Annotated in this window: 25 protein-coding genes; 12 read left to right on the plus strand and 13 right to left on the minus strand. The window is 67.5% G+C overall.

From position 1 onward, the window contains the following. The first annotated feature begins 10 nt into the window (after positions 1-10). Both AC5P5R_RS08705 and AC5P5R_RS08710 read left to right on the plus strand, forming a co-directional pair. A complete protein-coding gene (locus AC5P5R_RS08705) occupies positions 11-640 on the plus strand; it encodes a lysophospholipid acyltransferase family protein (RefSeq protein ID WP_005411260.1) in 630 nt (209 codons plus the stop codon). Beyond that, positions 637-1,632, plus strand: coding sequence for a phosphatidate cytidylyltransferase (locus tag AC5P5R_RS08710; protein ID WP_005414654.1), 996 nt, complete (start codon positions 637-639; stop codon positions 1,630-1,632). Before AC5P5R_RS08705 ends, AC5P5R_RS08710 begins: the two co-directional genes overlap by 4 nt. 126 nt (positions 1,633-1,758) lie before the next feature. Here the strand turns inward: AC5P5R_RS08710 and fis are convergent, their stop codons facing one another. The 3 genes from fis to prmA form a co-directional block, all read right to left on the minus strand. Continuing rightward, entirely contained in the window at positions 1,759-2,034 is a 276-nt protein-coding gene (fis, locus tag AC5P5R_RS08715) for a DNA-binding transcriptional regulator Fis (protein ID WP_005419706.1), read from the minus strand. 114 nt (positions 2,035-2,148) lie between these two features. Beyond that, on the minus strand, positions 2,149-2,916 hold the full coding sequence (locus tag AC5P5R_RS08720) for a DUF3426 domain-containing protein (protein WP_100438944.1): 768 nt from the start codon (positions 2,914-2,916) through the stop codon (positions 2,149-2,151). Between the two features lie 42 nt (positions 2,917-2,958). Further along, entirely contained in the window at positions 2,959-3,879 is a 921-nt protein-coding gene (gene prmA / locus AC5P5R_RS08725; protein ID WP_164281575.1) for a 50S ribosomal protein L11 methyltransferase, read from the minus strand. A gap of 164 nt (positions 3,880-4,043) precedes the next feature. Between prmA and AC5P5R_RS08730 the strand changes: the two genes are divergently transcribed. Together AC5P5R_RS08730 and AC5P5R_RS08735 are read left to right on the plus strand one after the other, a co-directional pair. Next, the gene (locus tag AC5P5R_RS08730) at positions 4,044-5,009 is read left to right on the plus strand and encodes a hypothetical protein (RefSeq protein ID WP_032967023.1); all 966 of its coding nucleotides are present in this window, start codon (positions 4,044-4,046) and stop codon (positions 5,007-5,009) included. After that, the gene (locus AC5P5R_RS08735) at positions 5,006-5,380 is read left to right on the plus strand and encodes a hypothetical protein (protein ID WP_005411254.1); all 375 of its coding nucleotides are present in this window, start codon (positions 5,006-5,008) and stop codon (positions 5,378-5,380) included. The genes AC5P5R_RS08730 and AC5P5R_RS08735 overlap by 4 nt, the downstream gene beginning before the upstream one ends. 97 nt (positions 5,381-5,477) lie before the next feature. Here AC5P5R_RS08735 and accC read toward each other — a convergent pair whose 3' ends face one another. From accC to AC5P5R_RS08755, 4 genes are all read right to left on the minus strand, one after another. Next, the gene (gene accC, locus AC5P5R_RS08740) at positions 5,478-6,845 is read right to left on the minus strand and encodes an acetyl-CoA carboxylase biotin carboxylase subunit (protein WP_005411253.1); all 1,368 of its coding nucleotides are present in this window, start codon (positions 6,843-6,845) and stop codon (positions 5,478-5,480) included. 10 nt (positions 6,846-6,855) lie between these two features. Beyond that, complete coding sequence (gene accB, locus AC5P5R_RS08745; RefSeq protein WP_005411252.1) at positions 6,856-7,335, minus strand: acetyl-CoA carboxylase biotin carboxyl carrier protein; 480 nt, start codon at positions 7,333-7,335, stop codon at positions 6,856-6,858. Positions 7,336-7,394: 59 nt separating this feature from the next. Beyond that, a complete protein-coding gene (gene aroQ, locus AC5P5R_RS08750; RefSeq protein WP_005411251.1) occupies positions 7,395-7,838 on the minus strand; it encodes a type II 3-dehydroquinate dehydratase in 444 nt (147 codons plus the stop codon). Positions 7,839-8,222: 384 nt separating this feature from the next. Further along, the gene (locus AC5P5R_RS08755; protein ID WP_033834056.1) at positions 8,223-8,951 is read right to left on the minus strand and encodes a DOPA 4,5-dioxygenase family protein; all 729 of its coding nucleotides are present in this window, start codon (positions 8,949-8,951) and stop codon (positions 8,223-8,225) included. Positions 8,952-9,117: 166 nt separating this feature from the next. Here AC5P5R_RS08755 and AC5P5R_RS08760 point away from each other — a divergent pair, with 166 nt between their 5' ends. Next, positions 9,118-9,945 (plus strand): isocitrate lyase/PEP mutase family protein, encoded by an 828-nt coding sequence (locus tag AC5P5R_RS08760; RefSeq protein ID WP_100438943.1) that lies wholly within the window; start codon positions 9,118-9,120, stop codon positions 9,943-9,945. 33 nt (positions 9,946-9,978) lie between these two features. Here AC5P5R_RS08760 and AC5P5R_RS08765 read toward each other — a convergent pair whose 3' ends face one another. Beyond that, on the minus strand, positions 9,979-10,515 hold the full coding sequence (locus AC5P5R_RS08765; protein WP_005414649.1) for a hypothetical protein: 537 nt from the start codon (positions 10,513-10,515) through the stop codon (positions 9,979-9,981). Between the two features lie 126 nt (positions 10,516-10,641). On the opposite strand from AC5P5R_RS08765, the gene AC5P5R_RS08770 reads away from it, so the two are divergent. Together AC5P5R_RS08770 and AC5P5R_RS08775 are read left to right on the plus strand one after the other, a co-directional pair. Then, positions 10,642-11,238, plus strand: a complete 597-nt coding sequence (locus AC5P5R_RS08770; RefSeq protein ID WP_049418037.1) for an NAD(P)H-dependent oxidoreductase — start codon at positions 10,642-10,644, stop codon at positions 11,236-11,238. A gap of 16 nt (positions 11,239-11,254) precedes the next feature. Continuing rightward, positions 11,255-11,848 (plus strand): TetR/AcrR family transcriptional regulator, encoded by a 594-nt coding sequence (locus tag AC5P5R_RS08775; protein ID WP_100438942.1) that lies wholly within the window; start codon positions 11,255-11,257, stop codon positions 11,846-11,848. A gap of 13 nt (positions 11,849-11,861) precedes the next feature. Here AC5P5R_RS08775 and AC5P5R_RS08780 read toward each other — a convergent pair whose 3' ends face one another. Further along, positions 11,862-12,656, minus strand: a complete 795-nt coding sequence (locus tag AC5P5R_RS08780) for a D-alanyl-D-alanine carboxypeptidase family protein (protein ID WP_100438941.1) — start codon at positions 12,654-12,656, stop codon at positions 11,862-11,864. A gap of 121 nt (positions 12,657-12,777) precedes the next feature. Here AC5P5R_RS08780 and AC5P5R_RS08785 point away from each other — a divergent pair, with 121 nt between their 5' ends. Beyond that, positions 12,778-14,331 carry an alkaline phosphatase gene (locus AC5P5R_RS08785; RefSeq protein ID WP_100438959.1) on the plus strand — a complete coding sequence of 518 codons (1,554 nt, stop codon included), beginning with the start codon at positions 12,778-12,780 and terminating at the stop codon, positions 14,329-14,331. 42 nt (positions 14,332-14,373) lie between these two features. Next, positions 14,374-14,940, plus strand: coding sequence for a GIY-YIG nuclease family protein (locus tag AC5P5R_RS08790; protein WP_088431089.1), 567 nt, complete (start codon positions 14,374-14,376; stop codon positions 14,938-14,940). Positions 14,941-14,947: 7 nt separating this feature from the next. On the opposite strand, the gene AC5P5R_RS08795 is transcribed toward AC5P5R_RS08790, so the two are convergent. Continuing rightward, a complete protein-coding gene (locus AC5P5R_RS08795) occupies positions 14,948-15,091 on the minus strand; it encodes a hypothetical protein (protein WP_164281572.1) in 144 nt (47 codons plus the stop codon). 98 nt (positions 15,092-15,189) lie between these two features. Between AC5P5R_RS08795 and AC5P5R_RS08800 the strand changes: the two genes are divergently transcribed. Continuing rightward, a complete protein-coding gene (locus AC5P5R_RS08800) occupies positions 15,190-16,089 on the plus strand; it encodes a LysR substrate-binding domain-containing protein (RefSeq protein WP_100438940.1) in 900 nt (299 codons plus the stop codon). Between the two features lie 31 nt (positions 16,090-16,120). On the opposite strand, the gene AC5P5R_RS08805 is transcribed toward AC5P5R_RS08800, so the two are convergent. The 3 genes from AC5P5R_RS08805 to AC5P5R_RS08815 form a co-directional block, all read right to left on the minus strand. Next, on the minus strand, positions 16,121-16,837 hold the full coding sequence (locus tag AC5P5R_RS08805) for an ABC transporter substrate-binding protein (RefSeq protein ID WP_100438939.1): 717 nt from the start codon (positions 16,835-16,837) through the stop codon (positions 16,121-16,123). 62 nt (positions 16,838-16,899) lie between these two features. Beyond that, entirely contained in the window at positions 16,900-18,423 is a 1,524-nt protein-coding gene (locus AC5P5R_RS08810) for a carotenoid oxygenase family protein (protein WP_043034551.1), read from the minus strand. A gap of 26 nt (positions 18,424-18,449) precedes the next feature. Next, positions 18,450-18,872: a DUF2141 domain-containing protein gene (locus tag AC5P5R_RS08815; protein WP_100438958.1), complete on the minus strand. Its 423-nt coding sequence runs from the start codon at positions 18,870-18,872 to the stop codon at positions 18,450-18,452. Positions 18,873-19,028: 156 nt separating this feature from the next. On the opposite strand from AC5P5R_RS08815, the gene AC5P5R_RS08820 reads away from it, so the two are divergent. Together AC5P5R_RS08820 and AC5P5R_RS08825 are read left to right on the plus strand one after the other, a co-directional pair. Further along, on the plus strand, positions 19,029-20,129 hold the full coding sequence (locus tag AC5P5R_RS08820) for a sensor histidine kinase (RefSeq protein ID WP_100438938.1): 1,101 nt from the start codon (positions 19,029-19,031) through the stop codon (positions 20,127-20,129). Next, positions 20,126-20,764, plus strand: a complete 639-nt coding sequence (locus AC5P5R_RS08825) for a response regulator transcription factor (protein ID WP_005411236.1) — start codon at positions 20,126-20,128, stop codon at positions 20,762-20,764. The genes AC5P5R_RS08820 and AC5P5R_RS08825 overlap by 4 nt, the downstream gene beginning before the upstream one ends. Positions 20,765-20,776: the final 12 nt, after the last annotated feature.

Consider the following 20,776-nt stretch of genomic DNA (forward strand, 5'->3'; position numbering starts at 1 on the left):
GGAGGGACCAATGTTCGCCGAACTGATTGCCCGCGCCTGCAGTGGTGCGATCCATGTAGTGACCGGTGCCCGCGCGTTGTGGATCGGTTGCGCGCCGTCCAGCGAGCGCCGTGTGTACTACGGCAACCACGCCAGCCATGGCGACTTCGTGCTGATCTGGTCGTCGATGCCGCCTGCGTTGCGGCGCCAGGTGCGGCCAGTTGCCGCGGCCGAATACTGGCAGCGCGACGGCCTGCGTCGCTACCTGATCGATGCGGTGTTCAACGGCGTGCTGGTCGAGCGCGAGGCCGGCCATCGCCAGCAGGATCCGCTGCAGGCCCTGCGTGACGCGGTGGACGAAGATTGCTCGCTGATCCTGTTTCCGGAAGGTACCCGCAACGTGGGCGATGAGCCGCTGCTGCCGTTCAAGAGCGGCATCTATCACCTGGCACGGCAACGGCCGGAGCTGGAATTCGTGCCGGTGTGGATCGACAACCTGAAGCGGGTGATGCCCAAGGGCCGGTTCCTGCCGCTGCCGCTGCTGTGCACGGCCACCTTCGGTACGCCGCTGCGGCTGCAGGCCGACGAGGACAAGGCGGCCTTCCTGGCCCGCAGCCGGCAGGCGCTGCTGGACCTGGCGCCGAACGGGGGGCGCGCATGAGTTTCCTGATCGATGTGTCCGGCGACCTGGCAGCGCAGAGCGTGGGCCAGCAGACCGGCCTGCTGTTCGCTGGCGTCGGTGCGGTGCTGGTACTGGCCACGCTGGTGGCCGAAACGCTGCGATGGCGCCAGCGCGGCCGGCCCAGCGCGGTCATCGCCAACCTGGTGTCGCGCATCCGCGCGTGGTGGGTAATGGCGATCGTGGTCGGGCTGGCGCTGTTCTTCGGCCGCGCCGGGGTGATCGTGCTGTTCGCGATCATCTCGCTGTTCGCACTGCGCGAGTTCATCACCCTGGCGCCGACCCGCTCAGGCGATTACTACGCGCTGCTGGCCGCGTTCTACATCGTGCTGCCGTGGCAGTACTACCTGGTGTGGATCGACTGGTACGGCATGTACACGCTGCTGATTCCGGTCTACGCGTTCCTGTTCCTGCCGATCCTGTCGACCATCGGCGGCGACACCACGCACTACCTGGAGCGGACCGCTAAGGTGCAGTGGGGGCTGATGATCTGCGTGTTCTGCATTTCGCATGTGCCGCTGCTGCTGAACCTGCACGTGCCGGGCCATGACCCCTCGCGCAACGTGCTGCTGTTTGCTTTCCTGGTGATCGTGGTGCAGTCCTCGGACGTGCTGCAGTACATCTGGGGCAAGTTGTTGGGCAAGCACCTGATCGCGCCGAAGCTGTCGCCGTCGAAGACGGTGGAGGGCTTCGTCGGCGGCGTGCTGAGTGCCAGCGCACTGGGCGCGGCGCTGTGGTGGATCACCCCGTTCACGCCGCTGCAGGCGTTCGGCCTGTCGCTGCTGATCAACCTGATGGGGTTCTGGGGCGGCCTGGTGATGTCGGCGATCAAGCGTGACCGGGGCATCAAGGACTGGGGCCACATGATCGAGGGCCATGGCGGCATGCTCGACCGGCTGGATTCGGTGTGCTTCGCCGCGCCGGTGTTCTTCCACGTGGTGCGGTATTACTGGAAGGCGGGCGGCGGCGGTTGATTCTGCCGGGCTTCCATCCACGCATGGGGCGGATCTACCGGTAGTGCCGGGCGCTGGCCGGCAACTGCAACATCCTGCCACCGTTCGTGGGGTTGCCGGCCAGCGGCCGGCACTACCCGTGCGCGTTTACGCGCTGATGCCGTATTCCTTCAGCTTCTTGCGCAGGGTGGCACGGTGGATGCCCAGCATCGCGGCGGCGCGGCTCTGGTTGCCTTCGCAGTGGTTGAGCACTTCCACGAACAGCGGGATCTCCATCTCGCGCAGCACGATCTCGTAGACATCGTCCGCGTCGCAGCCATCGAGGTCACGCAGGTAACGGCGCACGGATTGGGCGACATGTTCACGCAGCGGTGGCCGGGGAGCGCCACGACTGTTGTCAGGACGAGAGAGGACAGCGTTCAAGGGGGTTCCCGATTCGGTGGGCCCGTGCGCGCGGTGCGCGCGGCCGGACGAGGTGGTGGCGGCCAGTCTAGCGCGAGCGTGCCCGGCCTGCCACGGCCGGTCGCCTTTTCACGTTCAGAGGAAGTCGAAGGTGAATGCGACGGTGGATGCGGCGGGCTCCTGCACACGGAAGGCGACGCGCGCGCTCTGGCCCGGTTCCAGCAGCGCGGCGCCGGGGTTCTCGCCAAGGTACTGCGCAGGCGTGAACACACCGCTGCCGATCACCCGGCCATCAGCATCGGACAGTGACAGGCGCAGGTCCGGCCAGGCCTGTGCCCAGCGAGCGTCGTTGCGGATGCTGGCCTGCACCTGCAGCACGCCGGCCCGGCCGGGCAGCGGCCGGATCTCGCGGCTGGTCATGGTAAAGGCAGTGGGTTCATGCCAGGCCGGCAGGCTGCAGCGCAGGAGGCCGCAGAGCGTGCCCAGCCAAGCACGGTTGCCAGCGTCGGCGGCCAGCCGCGCACGGTCGGCCAGCAGGCTCTGCAGCACCAGCAGCAGCGCCAGCCCTGCAACCAGCAGCCAGTGCCAGCGCGGTGCCGGCAGGCTGCGGGGGCGCGCACTGCCAAGGAAACTCGGCGCGTCAACGGCGGCCGTCGTTGCCGGCACTGCAACCGGTGCCGACGCGATGGCCGCAATGTCATCAACGATGACAGGCGCATCGTCGTGCTGCATCTCCGCCGCAACATGCGCCGCTTCGGCGGGCCCGGCTGGCACCTGCATGGCAGGCGACGCGTGTTCTTGCGGTTCCTGCGTGCGCGCATCGGTCGCAGGCACGGGCGAACCTTCCGGGGCGGTGCGCAGGAAGGTTGCCAGAGGGCGTCGCGGTGGGTTCGGCTCGGACATGCTCAGGGTGCGGGCTCGGATCCAGCAGTCATTCAACCACGATCAGGCGAGGCGCACGCCGGTGATGCGCATCCAGTCGCCATCCTGGGTCGCCTGCAGGTCGTCGAACCATTCGGCATAGCGCTGCAGCAGTTCACCTTCCTGGCCGTGCAGGATGCCGGACAGGGCAATACGGCCGCCGGCAGCCACGCGCGCGGCCAGCAGCTCGGCCAACGCGTCCAGTGCCGAGGCGAGGATGTTGGCGACCACGATCGGGTAGGTGGCGACCGGTTCGTCCGGCGGCAGGTACACGTGCATGCGCGCCTGTTCGCCGTTGCGCTCGGCATTGTCGGCGGTGGCGACCAGGGCCTGCGGATCGTTGTCCACGCCGATGGCCTCAGCGGCGCCCAGCTTCAGCGCGGCAAGCGCAAGGATGCCGGAGCCGCAGCCGAAGTCGAGCACGCGCTGGCCCTGCAGCAAGCCATCCACGGCCAGCTGGTCCAGCCAGCACAGGCAGAGCGCGGTGGTCGGGTGGGTGCCCGAGCCGAACGCCAGGCCCGGGTCCAGCCGCACCACGGCGGCGTCGGCAGCCTGTGCGGCCTCCGGCAGTTCATGGTTCCACGGCACGATCCAGGTGCGGCTGCCGAAAGCCATCGGCTGGAACTGGTCCAGCCAGGCGCGTTCCCAGTCCTCGTCCTCGACCGCGCGGAAACTGCCGCTGCTCCAGTCCAGTTCCGGGTCGAACGCCTCCAGCGCGGCCAGCAGCAGCAATGCGTTGCTGTCGGCGGGAAACAGCGCGCTCAGCACCAGTGTGTCCCATAGCGGGGTCTCGCCCACGCCCGGCTCGAGAATGGCCTGTTCGTTGCTGGTATCGGCCTCGGCATCAAGCAGCGTGACGGCCAGTGCGCCGACATCCTCCAGCGCATTCTCATAGCGGGGCTGGGTAGCTTCGGTGCAACGCAGGGTCAGTTCCAGGAACGGCATGGCGGTGGGGGCAATCGCGGGAAAGGGGGCCATGCTAGACCATCGGAGCGTCTCCGTATTGCCTGAGATGCCGCTTGGAGATGAACGGAACCGATTCAGACAGGCCTGGCGGGCCTTGCTAAACTTGTTGCTTTCCTGTGCGCCATGAACGCTCACTGCCGCCAATGGCCTTTGCTCCGACCCTGAAAACCTGGTTGCTCGTGCTGCCGGCGGTGGCCGTGCTGGGCGTGGCCGGGTATCGGGCCAGCGGCCATGCCGGGTCGGTACCGGTGACCGCAGGCGAACTGCCGACGGCGCAGGTTGCGGCGGACGATGCGGCGCCCCTGCCGGTCGTGCCGGAAGCGTTGGCGCGTCGCCTGGCGGCGTTCGAGCGCGGCAACGCGCTGCCTTCGGGCCTGCCGCTGGACCTGCGCGCGGACATCGAGGATGCGACCGATCTGTACGCCTACGCGCAGCGCCTGCGCGTGCAGGCCGACGACGGCAATCACGAGGCGCGCTGGATGCTCAGCCGGGTCTACGACTACTGCGCGCAGTACGCCATCGATCCGGGCGGTTATCGGTTGGACAACAATGTGCTGGCCGGGCTGGGCCTGACCGCTGCACCGGCGATGGTGCAGGCGCGCGAGCGCGTGGCGCAGCGCTGTGGCGGCTTCGTGCCGGGCGACAAGCTGGGGTCCGCGCTGGTGCTGGCCGAGCGCCGCAAGGCGGCCACGCAGGGCAACCTCGCAGCGGAAGCATCGCTGTTTGCCGAAGGCGAGCCGCTGAATGACAGCCCCGAGTACCGCCGTGACCTGGTCGAGCGGGTGCGCACATCGCGCGATCCGGAGGCCTTCATGGCCATTGCACCGGGCATGGGCGTGCGCGCGGCGGGCGACCAGGCGCTCACTGGCCTGGTGGCGGGTGAACAGCTCAGTGAACTGGCGTGGCGGGTTGCGGCCTGCGAGCTCGGTCTACCGTGTGGTGCCGACAGCGTGCTGGTCAACAGTTTTTGTGCGAATGGAGGGATCTGTTCGCAGGATGGGACGCAGGATTTCCGGGATTTCGTGTATGACGCTGCGGTTTCGCGGCAAGGTGCGGGGAAAATGAAGCAGTGGATCAAGCGATTGGTTGGCAAGAGGGGCGGGCAATGAACTACCGTCGATTCCTGCATGGGGCCAAGTTCTGGTTCTGGGTGGCGCTGTTCGTGGCCTATTCGGCCGGCGCGGTCGGGCTGTTGATGATCGACACCTATGAAGATCGTTACCGGCATCTGTCGAAAGTGGAACTGACCACGGTGAAGGCGCAGGAAGATGTGCGCCGCGTGGGTGCCAGCCAGGTCGCTGCGGTCTATCGCGCGCAGAGCGGCATGCCGTTTGCTTCGTTGCCGGCAGGCAGTACCTTCCAGGTGGTGTGGCCCGATGGGTCCACCGAGACGATGGTGATCGTCGACCCGAGCTCGCCCAATGGTGTTCGCCCGCTGGCGAATTCGCAGATCCCGGCCGAAGCTGCCGACAAGCGCTGATGCACCTGCTGCAGAGCCGAGCCCACGCTCGGCTCTACGGCAATAGAAAAAGGGCGGGGATATCCCCGCCCTTTTCATGTCCAGTACCTGCTGCCGATCAGGTCAGTGCGATCGGCTTGTTCTTGCGCTCGGCAAGACGCTTTTCCAGGTAGTGGATGTTCTGGCCACCGGCCTGGAAGCCCTTGTCGCGCATGATCCGCTGCTGCAGGGCGATGTTGGTCTTGATGCCGTCGACCACCATCTCGCTCAGCGCCACCCGCATGCGGGCGATGGCGGTTTCGCGGTCCGGGCCGTGCACGATCAGCTTGCCGATCATCGAGTCGTAGTTCGACGGCACGCGGTAGCCACTGTAGATGTGGGTATCCACGCGCACGCCGGGGCCACCCGGCGGATGGAAGCCGGTGATGGTGCCCGGGCTGGGCACGAAGGTCTCGGCGTCTTCGGCGTTGATGCGGCACTCGATCGCGTGGCCGGTCAGCACCACGTCGCTCTGCTTGATCGACAGCTTCTGGCCGGCGGCGATCTTCAGCTGCTCGGCCACCAGGTCGATGCCGGTGACCATTTCGGTGACCGGATGTTCCACCTGGATGCGGGTGTTCATCTCGATGAAGTAGAAGCGGCCGTCTTCGTACAGGAACTCGAAGGTGCCGGCGCCGCGGTAGCCGATGCGCACGCAGGCTTCGGTGCAGACCTTGCCGATCTGCTCGCGCTGTTCGGCGGTGATGCCCGGTGCCGGTGCTTCTTCCACCACCTTCTGGTGGCGGCGCTGCATCGAGCAGTCGCGCTCACCCAGGTGGATGGCGTTGCCCTGGCCGTCGGCCAGCACCTGGATTTCCACGTGGCGCGGGTTCTCCAGGAACTTCTCCATGTAGACCTCGCCATTGCCGAACGCGGCCTTGGCCTCGCTCTTGGTGGTTTCGATCGAGGTCTTCAACGAGGCCTCGGCATGCACCACGCGCATGCCGCGACCGCCACCGCCACCGGCCGCCTTGATGATGACCGGGTAGCCGATCTCACGGGCGATCTTGGTGTTGGCGACGATGTCATCGCCCAGCGGGCCGCCCGAACCGGGCACGCACGGCACGCCGGCCGACTTCATCGCGCGGATGGCTTCGACCTTGTCGCCCATCATGCGGATGGTGTCGGCCTTGGGGCCGATGAAGATGAAGCCGGATTCTTCCACGCGCTCGGCGAAGTCGGCGTTCTCCGACAGGAAGCCGTAACCGGGATGGATCGCCTGCGCGTCGGTGACTTCAGCGGCGGCGATCAGCGCCGGAATGTTGAGGTAGCTCTGCGGCGACGGCGCCGGGCCGATGCAGACCGACTCGTCGGCCATGGCCACATGCTTGAGGTTGCGGTCGACCGTGGAATGCACGGCCACCGTGCGGATGCCGAGGGTGTGGCACGCGCGCAGGATGCGCAGCGCGATCTCCCCTCGGTTGGCAATGACGACTTTGTCGAGCATGGCGTGCCCCTCAGCCGATCACGAACAGCGGCTGGTCGAATTCCACCGGCTGGCCGTTCTCGCCGAGGATGGCGACGATGGTGCCGGACGTGTCGGCTTCGATCGGGTTGAACATCTTCATTGCTTCGATGATGGCCAGGGTCTCGCCTTCCTTGACCTGCTGCCCAACGGTGACGAAGGCCGGCTTGTCCGGGGCGGACGACGCGTAGAAGGTGCCGACCATCGGCGAGCGCAGCACGTGGCCTTCCGGCAGTGCCGGGCCCGGCTTGGCGGTACCGCCGGTGGAGGCTTCGGTCGGCGACTGCATCGGCATTGCCTGCGGTGCCGGGGCGGCCGGAGCGGCGTACACCGGGGCGGCGACCGGGGCGGCATAGCCGGCCACCGGGGCACGCGACAGGCGCACCGACTCTTCGCCTTCCTTGATTTCGATTTCAGCCAGGTTCGACTCTTCCAGCAGGTCGATCAGCTTCTTGATTTTGCGCAGATCCATGAGGGCCTCTTTGGTTTCTATCTAGGTGAGGAGAGCGCCGTGGGCGCCCGGGTCGACAATCAGGTGGCGGATACCCGCAGCAGCGCCGCGTCCATCGCGTAGCGGTAGCTGTCGGCACCGAAGCCGCACACCACGCCCACCGCCTTGTCACTGAAGTAGCTGTGCTGGCGGAACGGTTCGCGGGTATGCGGGTTGGACAGGTGGATCTCGATGAACGGCACCGCCACCGCGGCCAGCGCATCGCGCAGGGCAACCGAGGTGTGGGTGAAGGCGGCGGGGTTGATCAGGATGAAAGCGGTTCCGTCGTCGCGCGCGGCCTGCACGCGGTCCACCAGCACGTGCTCGGCATTGGACTGCAGGCTCTCCACCGCGTGCCCGGCGGCCGATGCCTGGCTGGCCAGGGCCTGGTCGATGTCGGCCAGCGTGGTGTGGCCGTAGACCTCCGGCTCGCGTGTGCCGAGCAGGTTGAGGTTGGGGCCGTGCAGGACCAGCAGCTTCGCCATGGGATCCGGAAGACGGGAAAGGGCGGCAGTCTGGCGGAACCGGCGGATGCTGTCCAGTTCGGCGAAGTTTGCAGCGTTTCAATCGAACGTTTGAAATCTGCCGGAGCGCTTGTGGCCGTATGGCGGGCGCTGGATCAAGGCGCGCTGAATGGCTCGCAGACCGGGGATGCATGCACGTAGGCCGACGATGGCGGCAGGCATGGGCAGGGCTGATGCTGTCATGGGCGGTGCTGCGGTAGATCCACGCCACGCGCTGACGAGGCTACCGGTCAGTAGATCCACGCCATGCGTGGATGGAGGACGTTCGGTACGCAGCACGCCACGCACCCACCGAGGGGCAGCCCAAGGTGTGCCGCACACCTACTGTCCCCCGCCACGCCCCGCTCACGTCTCCAGCGGCACCGTCGGCACCACGTTCGGGAACACCTCTTCCAGCGGCTCCCGTTCCCCAGGCTTCGGTGCCGGCCAGTTGTAGGCATTCACCGGCTGCGCGCGGTTTACCCACAACGCGTAATACAGGTGGTCGGCGCGGCCATCACCGGTATTGGGGTGGATCAGGATGGTCAGGCCCAGACTGTTGAGCTGCAGCCAGGGCACCAGCACCGGCAGCAGGTCGTTGGTGAAGCCGAAGTAGAACGACGGGGTGACGTGCGGCCCGCGTGGTTCCAGGTTCCAGTTGCCCAGCTCCACCGGGAAGCGCTCGGCCGCCCAGCGCCGCAGCAGCGCAGCCTTCTCGAAGCTGTCCTCGTCGAAGTAGATGTGCGCGTGATAGCTCTTGATGTCGGTGTAGGCGCGTGGGGTCACGGGCAGGGTGGCCTCGCCGGGACGCACGCTGGCCGGGCGCGGGGTCGGTTCGCTGGCCGTGGCCTGGCCCCAGGGGCTGCGCCCTTCCGGTGCTGGCGGCACGATGGCACGGAAGCCGGGGCGGCCAGGCTCGGTGGTATTCACCGCGTCGTTGCCGCGCGGTGCTGCGGCGGCGGTCGAGGCACTGGCCAGGCCGCCAGCGGCCAGACCCGCCGAAGCGATCAGGCGGCGCCGTGCCGGCGACAGCAGGTCGGCCCAGTGGGCGTCATCATCGCCGGCGTCGGTGAGGGTCTGCGGGTCCGGGTGCATGAAGGGCTCCGTGGCGGCATCGTGTGGGCAGGCAAGCACGCTCGGGCACCCGCATCCACAGCGTCCAATAAGCAGGGGGCATCACCTCATGCAGGTGCGCCCCGTTGTCGTTGAGCATGGCCGCTGGGCGGGCTAGGGTGCAGGTCTGCCGCCCCGGAGCCCTTCCATGATCTCGCCCGATGCCGACACACAGCAAAAGCGCGCGTTCTTCCGCCAGCTGCACGCGCAGGGTTGCTTCGTGCTGCCCAACCCGTGGGATGTGGGCAGTGCCCGCTACCTGCAGCGGCAGGGCTTCCAGGCACTGGCCACCACCAGTGCCGGCTGCGCCTGGAGCGAAGGACGGCCGGACGGAGCGGTTTCGCTGCAGTCCACGCTGGCGCATCTGCGCGTGATGGCGGCAGCGACCCCATTGCCGTTGAATGCCGACTTCGGTGATGGCTTCGGCGCCACGCCGCAGGCGGTGCAGGAGGCGGTGGCCGCGGCGATCGACACCGGCATTGCGGCATTGTCGATCGAGGATGCCAGCGGCGTGGCCGATGCACCGCTGCGTCCGATCGACCAGGCGGTCGAGCGCCTGCGCGCTGCCCGTGCAGCCATCGACCGCGCGGGTGGCGACGTGCTGCTGGTCGGCCGCGCCGAGAACTTCTTCGTTGGCGTGCCGGATCTGCAGGACACCCTGCAGCGCCTGCGTGCCTACTCAGAGGCCGGTGCCGACGTGCTGTATGCACCTGGCATCAGCACGCGCGAGCAGATCAGCGCGGTGGTCGCCGCTGCCGGGTCGAAGCCGGTGAACCTGCTGGTCGGTGGACCGACGTCGCTGAGCCTGCAGGACATCGCCGCGCTCGGCGTGCGCCGGGTCAGCCTGGGCGGCGCGCTGGCCCGTGCTGCGTGGGGCGGGTTGATGCAGGCGGCACAGCCGATCGTGCAGGACGGACGCTTCGATGGCCTGCAGCAGGCGGCCTCCGGGGCTGCCTTGAACGCGCTGTTCCGCTAGATCCACGCCGTGCAAGGCGGGAGGGGCCGGCGACTACAGCGCCTCGATCTCCCGCTTGGGTAAGGTCACGTCGGGTTCCAGCGCTGGCAGCAGTTGGCGAAGCAGGTTTGGATTGCCCTGCAGCCCGGTGCCATCCAGATACGTCCAGCCGGAACCACCAACGCGGCGCACGGCCACCATGAACGTGGTGCTGCGCATTGGGGTTTCACGCACCCGTATCAGGGATTGGCGTGGCACGAAGCAGACTTCTTCCTCTCCGGCAGCATAGGTCCGGGTCGGCACACCTACATCTTCGCTGATGATCACTACACCGGCGTTGTGCTGCTTCTTCAACGCATCACGGGTGATCGCCTGGAAGGCGTCATCGCCGCCGGCCAGTCGCTTGAGGCTGGGATGGGTACGTTCGATGAGGAAGTCCGCATCGCCGCGGGCGTATGCAGCCATCATGGCGCGCACATCTTCGCGCAGAGCCTTCGCATCACTGGGACTGAGTTCACCTGCGAAGGCGGATGGCAGCAACAGCAACAGCGACAGCAGCATCAGCATCGTCAGGGGCAGGCGTCGATCCATGTTCGGGTGTCTCACAGGGCACCGCCGCACTATACGGTGGATGCGAAAACAGCGTCCCATCGATGGCGCTGGTATCCCGAAAATCACTACTTACTATTGGTAGGTATTGATTTCTGGAGACCCCCCATGCACAGCCTCATTGTCATCGCCCACCCTGAACCCGGTTCGCTGACCCATGCGATGGCGCATCGCATCGGCGATGCCATCAATGCTGCCGACGCCCGCAACACCGTGGCCTACGCCGATCTGATGGCCGAAGGCTTCGATCCGCGCTTCAACGCTCAGGACCAAGCCTTGTTCCGCAGCACCGGCGCGGTACCGGCCGACATCGCCGCCGAGCACGCACGGCTGGAGGCCACCGATACGCTGGTGCTGGTGTTCCCGTTGTACTGGTGGTCGTTCCCGGCACTGCTGAAGGGCTGGATCGACCGTGTCTTCACCAACGAATGGGCCTACGCACAGGATGCGCAGGGCAAGCTGGTGAAGAAGCTGCAGCGCCTGAACGTGCATCTGGTGGGGCTGGGCGGTGCCGATGCAGCGATGGTCGAACGACGCGGCTACGATGCGGCGATGAAGACGCAGATCGACATGGGCATCTTCGACTACTGTGGCGCACGCGTGCTGACGTCCGACCTGCTGCTGGATGCCGATACCGGTGCGGCTGGAGCGCATCTGCAGACCGCGCTGGCGATCGGCCGTAAAATAGGCACTCCGATGCGCTGATCGCCGTGTTCCGCCGATGCCCGCCAACGCCGCTCCCACGCGCCGCCGATTGACCCGCGAGCAACGCGCCCGCCAGTTGCTGGACGTGGCCTGGGCGCTGGTGGGTGAAGAAGGCACCGACGCGTTGACGCTGGGACGGCTGGCCGAGGCGGCCGGTGTGACCAAGCCGGTGGCCTACGATCACTTCGTGACCCGCAACGGCCTGCTGGCCGCGCTCTACGATGACTATGACGGGCGGCAGACGGTGGTCTTCCACGAGCGTATCGGCCGCGCCCGCGCGCAGCTGGCCGACCGTGCGGCGGCCATCGGCTCCGGCTACATCGACTGCATCCTCAGCCAGGGCAGTGAAGTGCAGGGCATCCTCGCCGCGCTGGTGGGAGCGCCGGAACTGCACGAGGTGCGGCGGCGTTACCAGCAGGACTTCATCGACAATTGCAACATATGGCTGGGTCCGTTTGCCGCCGATGGCACGGTGCCACTTGCTGGGCGCTGGGCGATTCTCGGTGCGGCTGAAGCCCTGTCCGAAGCCGTGGCGGCAGGCGCGCTGGACAAGACCAACGCCGAGGCCGAGCTGCAGCGGCTGATCGTGGCGACGGTCGAGCGGCGCTGAGCCGCTTCGGGCGTCAGGCCCCGGCAGTGCTGCTGGCCAGCGTGGCGAATCCTGCCGCCAGCTGATCGCGCACTAGGGCATCGCGCGCGTCGCGGCTTTCAGAACCCAATACCACGGTGATCAGGCGTACCGGCTGATCCCGCCCGGGCACTGCCCGGCATACGGTGGCGGCCAGGCAGAAGCCTGCTGCCTGGGTGTAGCCGGTCTTCAATCCATCCACGCCATCATCGCCAAGCAGCGCATTCTGGTTGTTGCGGCTGAAGCTGCCATGCACGAACGCGCGCTGCGCGGTGATTGCCAGTATCTGCGGATGGTCATTCAGCAGGCAGGCGGCCAGCACTGCCATGTCGCGCGCGCTGGATGCATGGTGCGGCGTGGTGATGCCGGAGACGCTGGCGAACCAGCTGCTGCGCAGGCCGAGCTGGCGTGCGTGCCGGTTCATGCGCTCCAGGAACGCAGGCTGCGATCCGTCCAGGTGGCGCGCGATGGCCAGCGCCGCGTCATTGCCGGAGACGATCATCAACCCTTCCAGCAGGCGCGCGAGCGTGACCGTTTCGCCGGGCACCAGGCCCATGCGCGTTTCATCGTCGGCAACCGCATGCACGTCGCCGGCGGCGATGGTGACTTCGTCGCCCCACGAGCGCCCGCGCTCCTCGACACATTCGTAAGCCGCGTAGGCGGTCATCAGCTTGGTCAGCGAGGCCGGCTGCCTGGCGATATCCGCGTTGTGCTGGTGAATCACCGCGAAAGTTGCCGCATCGAGGGTGATGGACGACAGCGGTGCACGCGCAGGAGCAGGAGACGGCATGGAAGCGACGATGGTAGCGGGGACCCTGGAGGATAGTGTGCGGCGGCTGCACGAAGCTGAAATATTGAAACGATATAACGTATCGCCATTGTGGGCCGCCGATGGCCCGACGGGACATCCGATGACTGCACGCATTCCACGCCGCTGGCTTCATTCTTCGTTGCTGCTCGCGCTGGCCGCACTTGGCGGTTGCCAGCCCAACCTGCGCGCCGAGGCTGTTTCCAGCGCCGAAGCCGGTCCGCTCAATGTGATCGTGATGATCAACGACGGTGCCGGCTGGGGTACCTGGGACGCCGCCGCCTACTGGCAGTACGGCAGCCGTGAAGGCGCACCCTATGCGGATTTCCCACTGCGCCTGGCGGTGACCACCTTTCCGTTGAACGCGAGCAGCCAGCCGACCGGTGACAACGCGCAGACGCTTGGCTACGACCCGGGCAAGGCCTGGGATGACGCGCCGGTTCCTGCGCTGGACCTGCCTTTTGCGGGCTACCAGTACCTGGCCGCGGTGGCTACCGACAGTGCGGCGGCGGGCACTGCGCTGTCCTCGGGGATCAAGACCTACAACAACGCCATCAACTTCAACAACGATGGCCAGCCGGTCGAGTTCAATACGCTGCGCGCCAAGCGCCTGGGCATGGCCACTGGCGTGGTCACCTCGGTGCCGTTCGCGCATGCCACGCCGGCCGCGTTCGCGGCGCAGAACGAATCGCGCAGCAACTATCACGCCATCGCACATCAGATGCTGGCGCAGGGCCACATGGACCTGGTGATGGGCACGGGCGGCCCGGGCTACAGCGTCGACGGCCGCGCCTGCCATGAAGGTACGGACGCCGCGAAGGCGGAGGGCTGTGCGAATCCATGGGAGTGGGTGTCGCAGCAGGATTGGCAGCAGCTGGAAGCGGGCAGCACCATCGGCGGCAATCCGGCGGGACCGTGGCGCCTGATCCGCAGCAAGGAAGCGTTCGCCGCACTGGCGCAGGGACGGTTGCCGGCCGACAGGCCGCTGATCGGTGTACCGCGCGTGGCCAACACACTGCAGCAGGCGCGCCAGCTGCAGGTGCTGGGCAAGGATGCAGCCACGCCCTCGGGAGTGAGGAAGATCGACAGCGTGCCTGATCTGGCGACCATGACGCGTGGCGCACTGCAGTTCCTGCAGCAGCGCTCGTCCAAGGGGCTGTTCCTGATGGTGGAAGGCGGCGCCACCGACTGGGCCGCACATACCAGTGCGTGCGGCACCGAATGGCATTACGGCCAGTGCAGCGATCAGCCGCAGCATGGCCGGCTGATCGAAGAAACCGTGGAGTTCAATGACGCGGTGGCGGCGGTGGTCGACTGGATCGAGCGCAACGGTGGCTGGGAGCGCAACCTGTTGATCGTCACCACCGACCACGACAACAGCATGCCGATGGGCCCGGATGCACAGAACGTGGCTTTCGCGCCGGTACGCAACAACGGTCGCGGCCGCATGCCCGGAATCAGCTTCCGCCCCACCGGCAACCACTCCAACGCGCTGGTGCCGCTGTGGGCGAGGGGCGCCGGCGCGGAGCTGCTGGGCAAGCGCGTGCGGGGCGTCGATGCCGGCTACCGTCAGCACGTGCGCTGGAACGACGGCAGCTACATCGACAATACCGACGTGGCTGCCGCAGTGCAGGAAGCGCTGCAGCGTCCACGGTAACGCCCGGTTGCACGCGGGCTGTTGTCGAGGCAGCCTGCGCACATGCAGTCGGATATCCGCATCGACGGTCGTGTCTTCGCCTACGTCTTCCCCTGTGCGTGGGAAGACTACGCGAAGATTGGTTTCTCACGTGATCCGCTTGGGCGCATCAGCGCATTGCACCGGCGTTGGTTCGAGTTCTTCGATCTCGACGCCGGTGCGCTGGTGGAAGCGGAAAGCGAGCGCGATGCGCGGGATCTGGAGCTGCAGCTGCGTTCGCCGTTCAAGGCGCACCGCGCGCCGGCGCCGATGACGGTCCAGGACAAGGCTGGAGGCCGCACCGAATGGGTACGTGGTGCCAACCACGCTTTGTCGCTTGCGGTTGCCGGCCTGGGCGAACAGGGCTATCGCTGCTATCCACTGAAGGGGTGGCTGCGAGCCGCGCTTCGCCTGCGCATGGACCGGCTGCACGACTGGGCTGCGGCGCAGCTTCCCGAAGAGGAAGGCCTGCGGATCCCCGGTGGCCCCGGCGAAAGAGCGCTGCGTGACACCCTCGACGGTTGTCAGGCATTGGACATCGATCCGATCCCGTGGCTGCCTGAACACGTCCAACGCTGGTATGCAGGTTGAGGAGCGTTCAACGGGCTCGCGGCGGCTGAACCGGCGCGGCCGGTTGCCGCGCGCACTGCGGGGCAGGTGTGGACGGGCTGGCCAGCTGGCGTGCCAGCTCGGCGCTGGCCACGTGGCCCTGCAGGAACAACAAGCCGCCGAAGATGTTCATGAGCGTGCCTCCACTTGAGTGGATTGCACGATACGGGCAGCATGGACGGGCAAAAAGCGACATTTCCGCAAGCATGACTTGAGAGAATTTCAAGCCTTATGTCCCGCCCTCCGCTCCATGCCCTCCAGGGCTTCGTGGCTGCCGCCCGGCTTGGCAACCTGTCGCGCGCGGCGGCGTCGATGAACCTGACCGTCAGCGCGCTCAGCCACCAGATGAGGCAGCTGGAAGAACGGCTCGGGCAGCCGCTGCTGATCCGCCAGCCGCGTGGTATCACCCTTACCCTTGAGGGGCAGCGCCTGCTCGAGCAGGTGGGGCCGCATCTGGATGCGATAAACGAAGCCTTCCAGCCCTATGCCGCGCGTGCCGAGCACGTGCTGACGATCAGTGCGGTGCCATCGATGGCATCGGCCTGGCTGGTGCCGCGCCTGGGTCACTTCGTGGCTGAGCATCCGCAGATCGAGATCAACCTGCAGTCGAGTGAGCGCCTGATTGATTTCGAGCGGCAGCGCCAGTTCGACGCCGCGCTGCGGCTGGGCAGCGGGCAATGGCCGGGCCTGGTGGTGGAACCGCTGTTCGACGAGTGGCTGGTGCCGATGGCGAGCCCCGCGCTGATCGAGCGCATGGGGGGCATCGACCGTGTACCGCTGACCCAGTGGCCGCTGCTCGGTGATCCCGACGGCGCGTGGGGCGCCTGGTTCGCGTTGAGCGGGCAGAGCCCGCCATCGCGCTTCGTGGCGGTGCTGGATGATTCGGAGGCGCACCATCGCGCCGCACTGGATGGCGTAGGCGTGGCCCTTGGCCGGGTGACCCGGGCACGCCTGCTGCTGGAATCCGGCCAGCTGGTCGTGCTGTCCAGCCAGCGCCTGAAGACGGCGTGGCCGCATTGGCTGGTGTACCCGCAGCGCTCGGCCAGCCATCGCGGCTTCCTTGCGTTCCGCGACTGGCTGCATGCGCAGGCCGCCGAGCATGTGCAGCACATGGCGGACGCGCATCTGTAACGCCGCGCGGTGCTCGATCTCGACTCTACAGTCACTGCACCAGGGTAACCGCCTGCCCGGCACGCGCGAACGCTTCCTCCAGCAACGGGCCCGCCTTGATCGCTTCCACTTCCTCAAACAGCGCCCGCAGCGCATCGGCGGGGCGTGAGGCCGGTGCCGCCACTGCCTGCTGGATCGCGGTGAAGCGATCGGCCAGCACCCGATGGCCGGGATGTGCCTTCGCCCAGGCCGCCAGCGGCTGGCGTACACCGGCGGCGGCATCCAGGCCGTGCTGGTCGAACAGGGCGATGGCCGCTGCCGAGGTGTCCGCCCGCTCGATCGTGGCATGGCGCAGTTCCCGGCTCAGGAACAGGTCATAGGCCGCGCCACGCCCCACCGCGATGCGCAGTCCGTTGCGGTCGAGGTCGGCCACTTGCTGCGCCTGGCTGTCTTCGCGCACCAGGTAAGTGCCTTCGATCTCCACATACGGAGCGCTGAAGGCGATGCGGTCGGCACGCGCCGGATCGATCGCCAGGAAGGCCAGATCCCAGCCGTCTTCGCCCGCTGCGGCGACCACCGAGGCTGCGGCATCGTGGCAGGTGAAGCGTGCCTGCACCCCCATCCGTTGCGCCAACGCGGTAGCCAGTTCCAGCGAGGGGCCGCGCGGTGAGCGCGCATCGCCCTGTGCCAGCACCGGGTTGCCCAGGTTGATCGCCACGCGCAGGAAACCGTGCGGTGCCAGCGTACGTCGGTGGTCGGCCAGGGACATGCAGGACTCCACGGGGCAGGGGAGACCCAGCATGCCAACAACGGTGTCCGCGTGGCGTGGACTCAGCCGCGCGCGGCGAAGGTGCCGTGGAAGCCCAGTGGCACCGCATACGGCAGCCACGCCTGGGCCAGCGGACCGTCATCCACATGGCGCGCATCCAGCACGGCCAGACCGCTGCGCTGGTTCACCGGATCGAGCAGGGTGCCGATCAGCCAGCCGTCATCGGCGTTGCGGCTGCCCGGGCGCGGTACGAACACATGCTCTTCGGCCATGATGTCCGCCCCGTAGTTCCAGAGCTGGCGGCGCCCGTGCTCGATCTCGAACGCGGCCACCGCGTTGAAGTACGGCGCAGTGGCCGTGCCGTCGATGGTCGGCGCATACAGCCGTGCGCCACGTGTGTTCGCCGAGCGCGGGTCGAACAACGGGAACTCCACCGCGCTGATGCCCAACGTCTGCCAGCGGGCCTGTCCACGACGCAGGTCCAGATGCAGCTCGACCAGGCTGGCGCCACTGTTGGCCGCGTGTGCGCCATCACCGGCCATCGCTTCCTTCATCGGCGAGCGCGCCTCGTTGATGTCGTCGTGGCGCACTGCGCGCAGCACGATGCCGCCATCGCGGGTGAACGCGTCGCCGAAGTGGTAGATCGCCGCGAACGGGGCCTCGAACCATTGCGCCTTGTCCGGCGCATCCTTGGCGACCACCGCGATGCGCACCGGACGCTGCGGTGCGAACTGCATGCGCTCGAAGAAGCTGCCACCTGCGCCGGTGAAATCGAACGGCATCATCACGAACACCAGGTGCTGGTCGGTCATCGCGAAGGCATGCAGGTAGCCATGCTCGGGTGTTTCGATCACATTTGCGCTGCGCAGCTGGCCGTCCGCACCGATGTGCCAGACCAGCAGGCCATGGCCCCCCATCAGGCTGATCGAGCCGAAGTTCCAGAGGCTCCCGTCGTGGTCGGTCAGCGGGTGCGCCGAGAACGGCAGCGCCGCCAGGTCCGGACGCCAGGTGACAGGGCCAAGCGTCTGCAGCGAATCCGGGTCCACTTCGAACGCCGAACCGGATTCGCACAGGGCGAACAGGCGGCCATTGATCATCGTCACCGAGGTGTTGGCCACGTTGGCATCATCGTTGTTGCGTACCGCCAGCGCACCGGGAATGCTGGTGCCGGCGGCCGGATACTGGAAGCGGCCGGCCTTCTGTTCACGGGTGAATTTCGGCGTGGCAACCATGCGCCCGTGATGGGTCAGGCTGCCATCACCATTGAAGCGCCAGCCATGCACCATGCCGTCGCCGTCGAACCAGTGGTCGTAGCGGAAGCCATCGCGCTCGGTCCACGCCGGACCGTTGCGGTACAGCGTGCCAGCCAGGCCTGACGGCAGCTTTCCCTGCAACTGCACGGTGGCCGGGCCGAGGCTTTCGCTGCCGACGCTGCGCCAGCCGAGCAGCCACGGGTGTTCCTGCATGCCCTGCGCGAACCGCGCCGGGTCGCCGGCGAAGGCGGGAGCGCTGCGCAGCGCGGTGGTGCCCAGGGCCAGACAGGCACTGCTGCTGAGCAGGGTACGAAGGAAGCGGCGACGGTCCATGGTGGCCTCGGGTCTGGATGCAGGAATCAGCGCAGGGTGATGTCGATGGCGGTGCCGGCGGCCGGTACGTCGACGCGCGCCTCGTCGAAGGTCGGCTTGCGCATCACCTGCGGGTTGTTGCTGAAGCCGTAGCCCTCCACCGGCGTGCCGACCAGGTTGGTGTCGAGCTTGCCGTTGTCGTTCTCGTCGTGGGTGAGCAGCACGGCATAGCTGCCGGCCGGAACGCCCTTGAACGTGAAGTGGGCGCTGTCGCCGCTGGGCGCCACCTGCTGGGCCTGCACGGGCCTGGCCTTGCCGTCCCAGGCGGCGGCGCTGTCGACCAGCGCAACGCGCAGGGTGCCGGTCTGCACACGGACGTCGTGCACGGTCACGGCCAGGTCGGCGGCGTGGGCACTGCCGGCCAGGGCCAGGGCAGTCAGGGCGGTGCTGAGCAGGGCGGTGCGGATCATGGCAGTGGCTCCGGAAGTGTGTGTGGCGGTGTGGCGCCAGTCTGCGTGCGGCGCTGCACCGGGTTCAGGGCCAGTGGTCATCGATTCGACGTGCCAGAAGTCACTTTCTGCGCCGGACCCATTGCCGCCGGCGTGCGCGGCGGTCAGCATCTGGCCATGCCCAGCCTGTTCCGCCATCTGTTGCGTCCCCTCAGCCTCGCCGGCCTGGCCACCGTGCTGGTGGTGGGCCTGTCATTCGCGGTGCAGCGCAACGGTGCCGGGCTGAGCCTGCTGCTGCTTGCCGTGTTCCTGCTGCTGTTCGTGGTGCACGGCTGGGCGTCGGTGCCATCCCGCGTGCGCGCTGTCGCGGCGGTGTTGCAGGTGTTGCTGGCGGTCGTGCTGGTTGCGCTGCAGCCGCGTACCGGCACCGCACCGGTACTGCTGGTGGTGCTGGTGGCGCAGCTGGCCGAGCATTGGCCACCGCGCTTCGTGCTGGCTGTTGCACTGCTGGCCAACCTCGCCATGTATCTCGTGCTGCGCTACAGCGGCTTCAGCCAGCCGCTGCTGGTGGTGCTGCTCTATGGCGGCTTCCAGGCCTTTGCCGCACTGACCGCACACTATGCCCGCAGCACGGCGCTGGCCCGCGATGACCTGGCCCGCGTCAACGCCGACCTGCTGGCCACCCGCGCGCTGCTGGCCGACAGCGCACGCGATGCCGAGCGCCTGCGCCTGGCGCGCGAACTGCACGATGTGGCCGGGCACAAGCTCACCGCGATGCGCTTGAACCTGCGTGCCCTTGCGGCCGACCCTGTGTTGGCCAAGCGCGAAGGATTGGTGCTGGCCGAGCAGCTGTCCGGCGAGTTGCTGACTGACATCCGCCAGGTGGTGCAATCGATGCGCGATGATCGCGGCCTCGATCTGGCCACCGCATTGCACGCGCTGGCCGCGCCGTTCCCGCGCCCGAAGCTGCAGCTGCAGATCGGCGAGTGCGTGCGCGTGGTTGACCCGCTGATGGCCGAGACCGTGCTGCGCCTGGTACAGGAAGCGCTGACCAATGCCGCCCGGCATGGCAACGCAGACACCGTATGGCTGACGATCAACGAGGAGGATTCCCGGTTGCGTATCGACATCCGTGACGACGGCCAGCGCGCCGAACGTATCCGCGAGGGCAACGGCATCGCCGGCATGCGTGAGCGCCTGGCCGCAGTGCGTGGTCAGTTGGAACTGGCCCGCACCGCACAGGGCGGCATGCACCTGACCGCCTGGGTGCCGGCATGAACGGCAGCGCGATCCGTGTTGCCCTGGCCGACGACCAGGCGCTGGTCCGCGCCGGGCTGCGTGCGTTGTTGCAGGGGTTGGGCGTGGACGTGGCGCTGGAGGCCGAGGAGGGCCAGGCGTTGCTGGACGCGCTGTCCACCCAGCGCGTGGATGTTGTGCTCAGTGACATCCGCATGCCCGGGATGGACGGCATCGAGGCAGTGCGCCAGCTGCGCGCGCGCGGCGATGCCACGCCGTGGCTGCTGCTGACGACCTTTGATGAAAGTGACCTGCTGCTGCGCGCCAGCGAGGCCGGCGCACAGGGCTTCCTGCTCAAGGACGCCGCACCCGCAGACCTGCGCGAGGCGATCGAGCGCGTCGCCGCTGGCGAAACCCTGCTGCTGCCGGTCAGCACCGAGCCGGTACGCGCCCGCTACCGCTTCCACGATGAAGCACCGCCCACCGATACCTTCGGGGAACGCGAGGTGGCGATCCTGCGCTTGCTGGCCGGTGGCTACAGCAACAAGGAGATCGCGCGCAGCCTGTTCCTGGCCGAGGGCACGGTGAAGAACTACGTGTCCGCCATACTCGACAAGCTGGGCACCCGCGATCGCACCCGTGCGGTGCTGAAGGCGATTACCCTGCGCATCATCTGAGTGGACCGAGCA

The sequence above is a fragment of the Stenotrophomonas sp. YJH_SMC_19 genome (assembly GCF_059367915.1).

Bases quoted from the DNA above. Each gene is read 5' to 3' on its own strand.
- AC5P5R_RS08815 (WP_100438958.1), bottom strand. From the start codon at position 18,872: ATGATCCGCACCGCCCTGCTCAGCACCGCCCTGACTGCCCTGGCCCTG.
- AC5P5R_RS08720 (WP_100438944.1), bottom strand. From the start codon at position 2,916: ATGTCCGAGCCGAACCCACCGCGACGCCCTCTGGCAACCTTCCTGCGC.
- AC5P5R_RS08765 (WP_005414649.1), bottom strand. From the start codon at position 10,515: ATGGATCGACGCCTGCCCCTGACGATGCTGATGCTGCTGTCGCTGTTG.
- AC5P5R_RS08785 (WP_100438959.1), top strand. From the start codon at position 12,778: ATGACTGCACGCATTCCACGCCGCTGGCTTCATTCTTCGTTGCTGCTC.
- AC5P5R_RS08810 (WP_043034551.1), bottom strand. From the start codon at position 18,423: ATGGACCGTCGCCGCTTCCTTCGTACCCTGCTCAGCAGCAGTGCCTGT.
- AC5P5R_RS08825 (WP_005411236.1), top strand. From the start codon at position 20,126: ATGAACGGCAGCGCGATCCGTGTTGCCCTGGCCGACGACCAGGCGCTG.
- AC5P5R_RS08780 (WP_100438941.1), bottom strand. From the start codon at position 12,656: ATGCCGTCTCCTGCTCCTGCGCGTGCACCGCTGTCGTCCATCACCCTC.
- AC5P5R_RS08760 (WP_100438943.1), top strand. From the start codon at position 9,118: ATGATCTCGCCCGATGCCGACACACAGCAAAAGCGCGCGTTCTTCCGC.
- AC5P5R_RS08710 (WP_005414654.1), top strand. From the start codon at position 637: ATGAGTTTCCTGATCGATGTGTCCGGCGACCTGGCAGCGCAGAGCGTG.
- AC5P5R_RS08805 (WP_100438939.1), bottom strand. From the start codon at position 16,837: ATGTCCCTGGCCGACCACCGACGTACGCTGGCACCGCACGGTTTCCTG.
- accB (WP_005411252.1), bottom strand. From the start codon at position 7,335: ATGGATCTGCGCAAAATCAAGAAGCTGATCGACCTGCTGGAAGAGTCG.
- AC5P5R_RS08730 (WP_032967023.1), top strand. From the start codon at position 4,044: ATGGCCTTTGCTCCGACCCTGAAAACCTGGTTGCTCGTGCTGCCGGCG.
- accC (WP_005411253.1), bottom strand. From the start codon at position 6,845: ATGCTCGACAAAGTCGTCATTGCCAACCGAGGGGAGATCGCGCTGCGC.
- AC5P5R_RS08770 (WP_049418037.1), top strand. From the start codon at position 10,642: ATGCACAGCCTCATTGTCATCGCCCACCCTGAACCCGGTTCGCTGACC.
- AC5P5R_RS08790 (WP_088431089.1), top strand. From the start codon at position 14,374: ATGCAGTCGGATATCCGCATCGACGGTCGTGTCTTCGCCTACGTCTTC.
- aroQ (WP_005411251.1), bottom strand. From the start codon at position 7,838: ATGGCGAAGCTGCTGGTCCTGCACGGCCCCAACCTCAACCTGCTCGGC.
- AC5P5R_RS08705 (WP_005411260.1), top strand. From the start codon at position 11: ATGTTCGCCGAACTGATTGCCCGCGCCTGCAGTGGTGCGATCCATGTA.
- AC5P5R_RS08800 (WP_100438940.1), top strand. From the start codon at position 15,190: ATGTCCCGCCCTCCGCTCCATGCCCTCCAGGGCTTCGTGGCTGCCGCC.
- prmA (WP_164281575.1), bottom strand. From the start codon at position 3,879: ATGCCGTTCCTGGAACTGACCCTGCGTTGCACCGAAGCTACCCAGCCC.
- AC5P5R_RS08775 (WP_100438942.1), top strand. From the start codon at position 11,255: ATGCCCGCCAACGCCGCTCCCACGCGCCGCCGATTGACCCGCGAGCAA.
- AC5P5R_RS08820 (WP_100438938.1), top strand. From the start codon at position 19,029: ATGCCCAGCCTGTTCCGCCATCTGTTGCGTCCCCTCAGCCTCGCCGGC.
- AC5P5R_RS08795 (WP_164281572.1), bottom strand. From the start codon at position 15,091: ATGAACATCTTCGGCGGCTTGTTGTTCCTGCAGGGCCACGTGGCCAGC.
- AC5P5R_RS08755 (WP_033834056.1), bottom strand. From the start codon at position 8,951: ATGCACCCGGACCCGCAGACCCTCACCGACGCCGGCGATGATGACGCC.
- AC5P5R_RS08735 (WP_005411254.1), top strand. From the start codon at position 5,006: ATGAACTACCGTCGATTCCTGCATGGGGCCAAGTTCTGGTTCTGGGTG.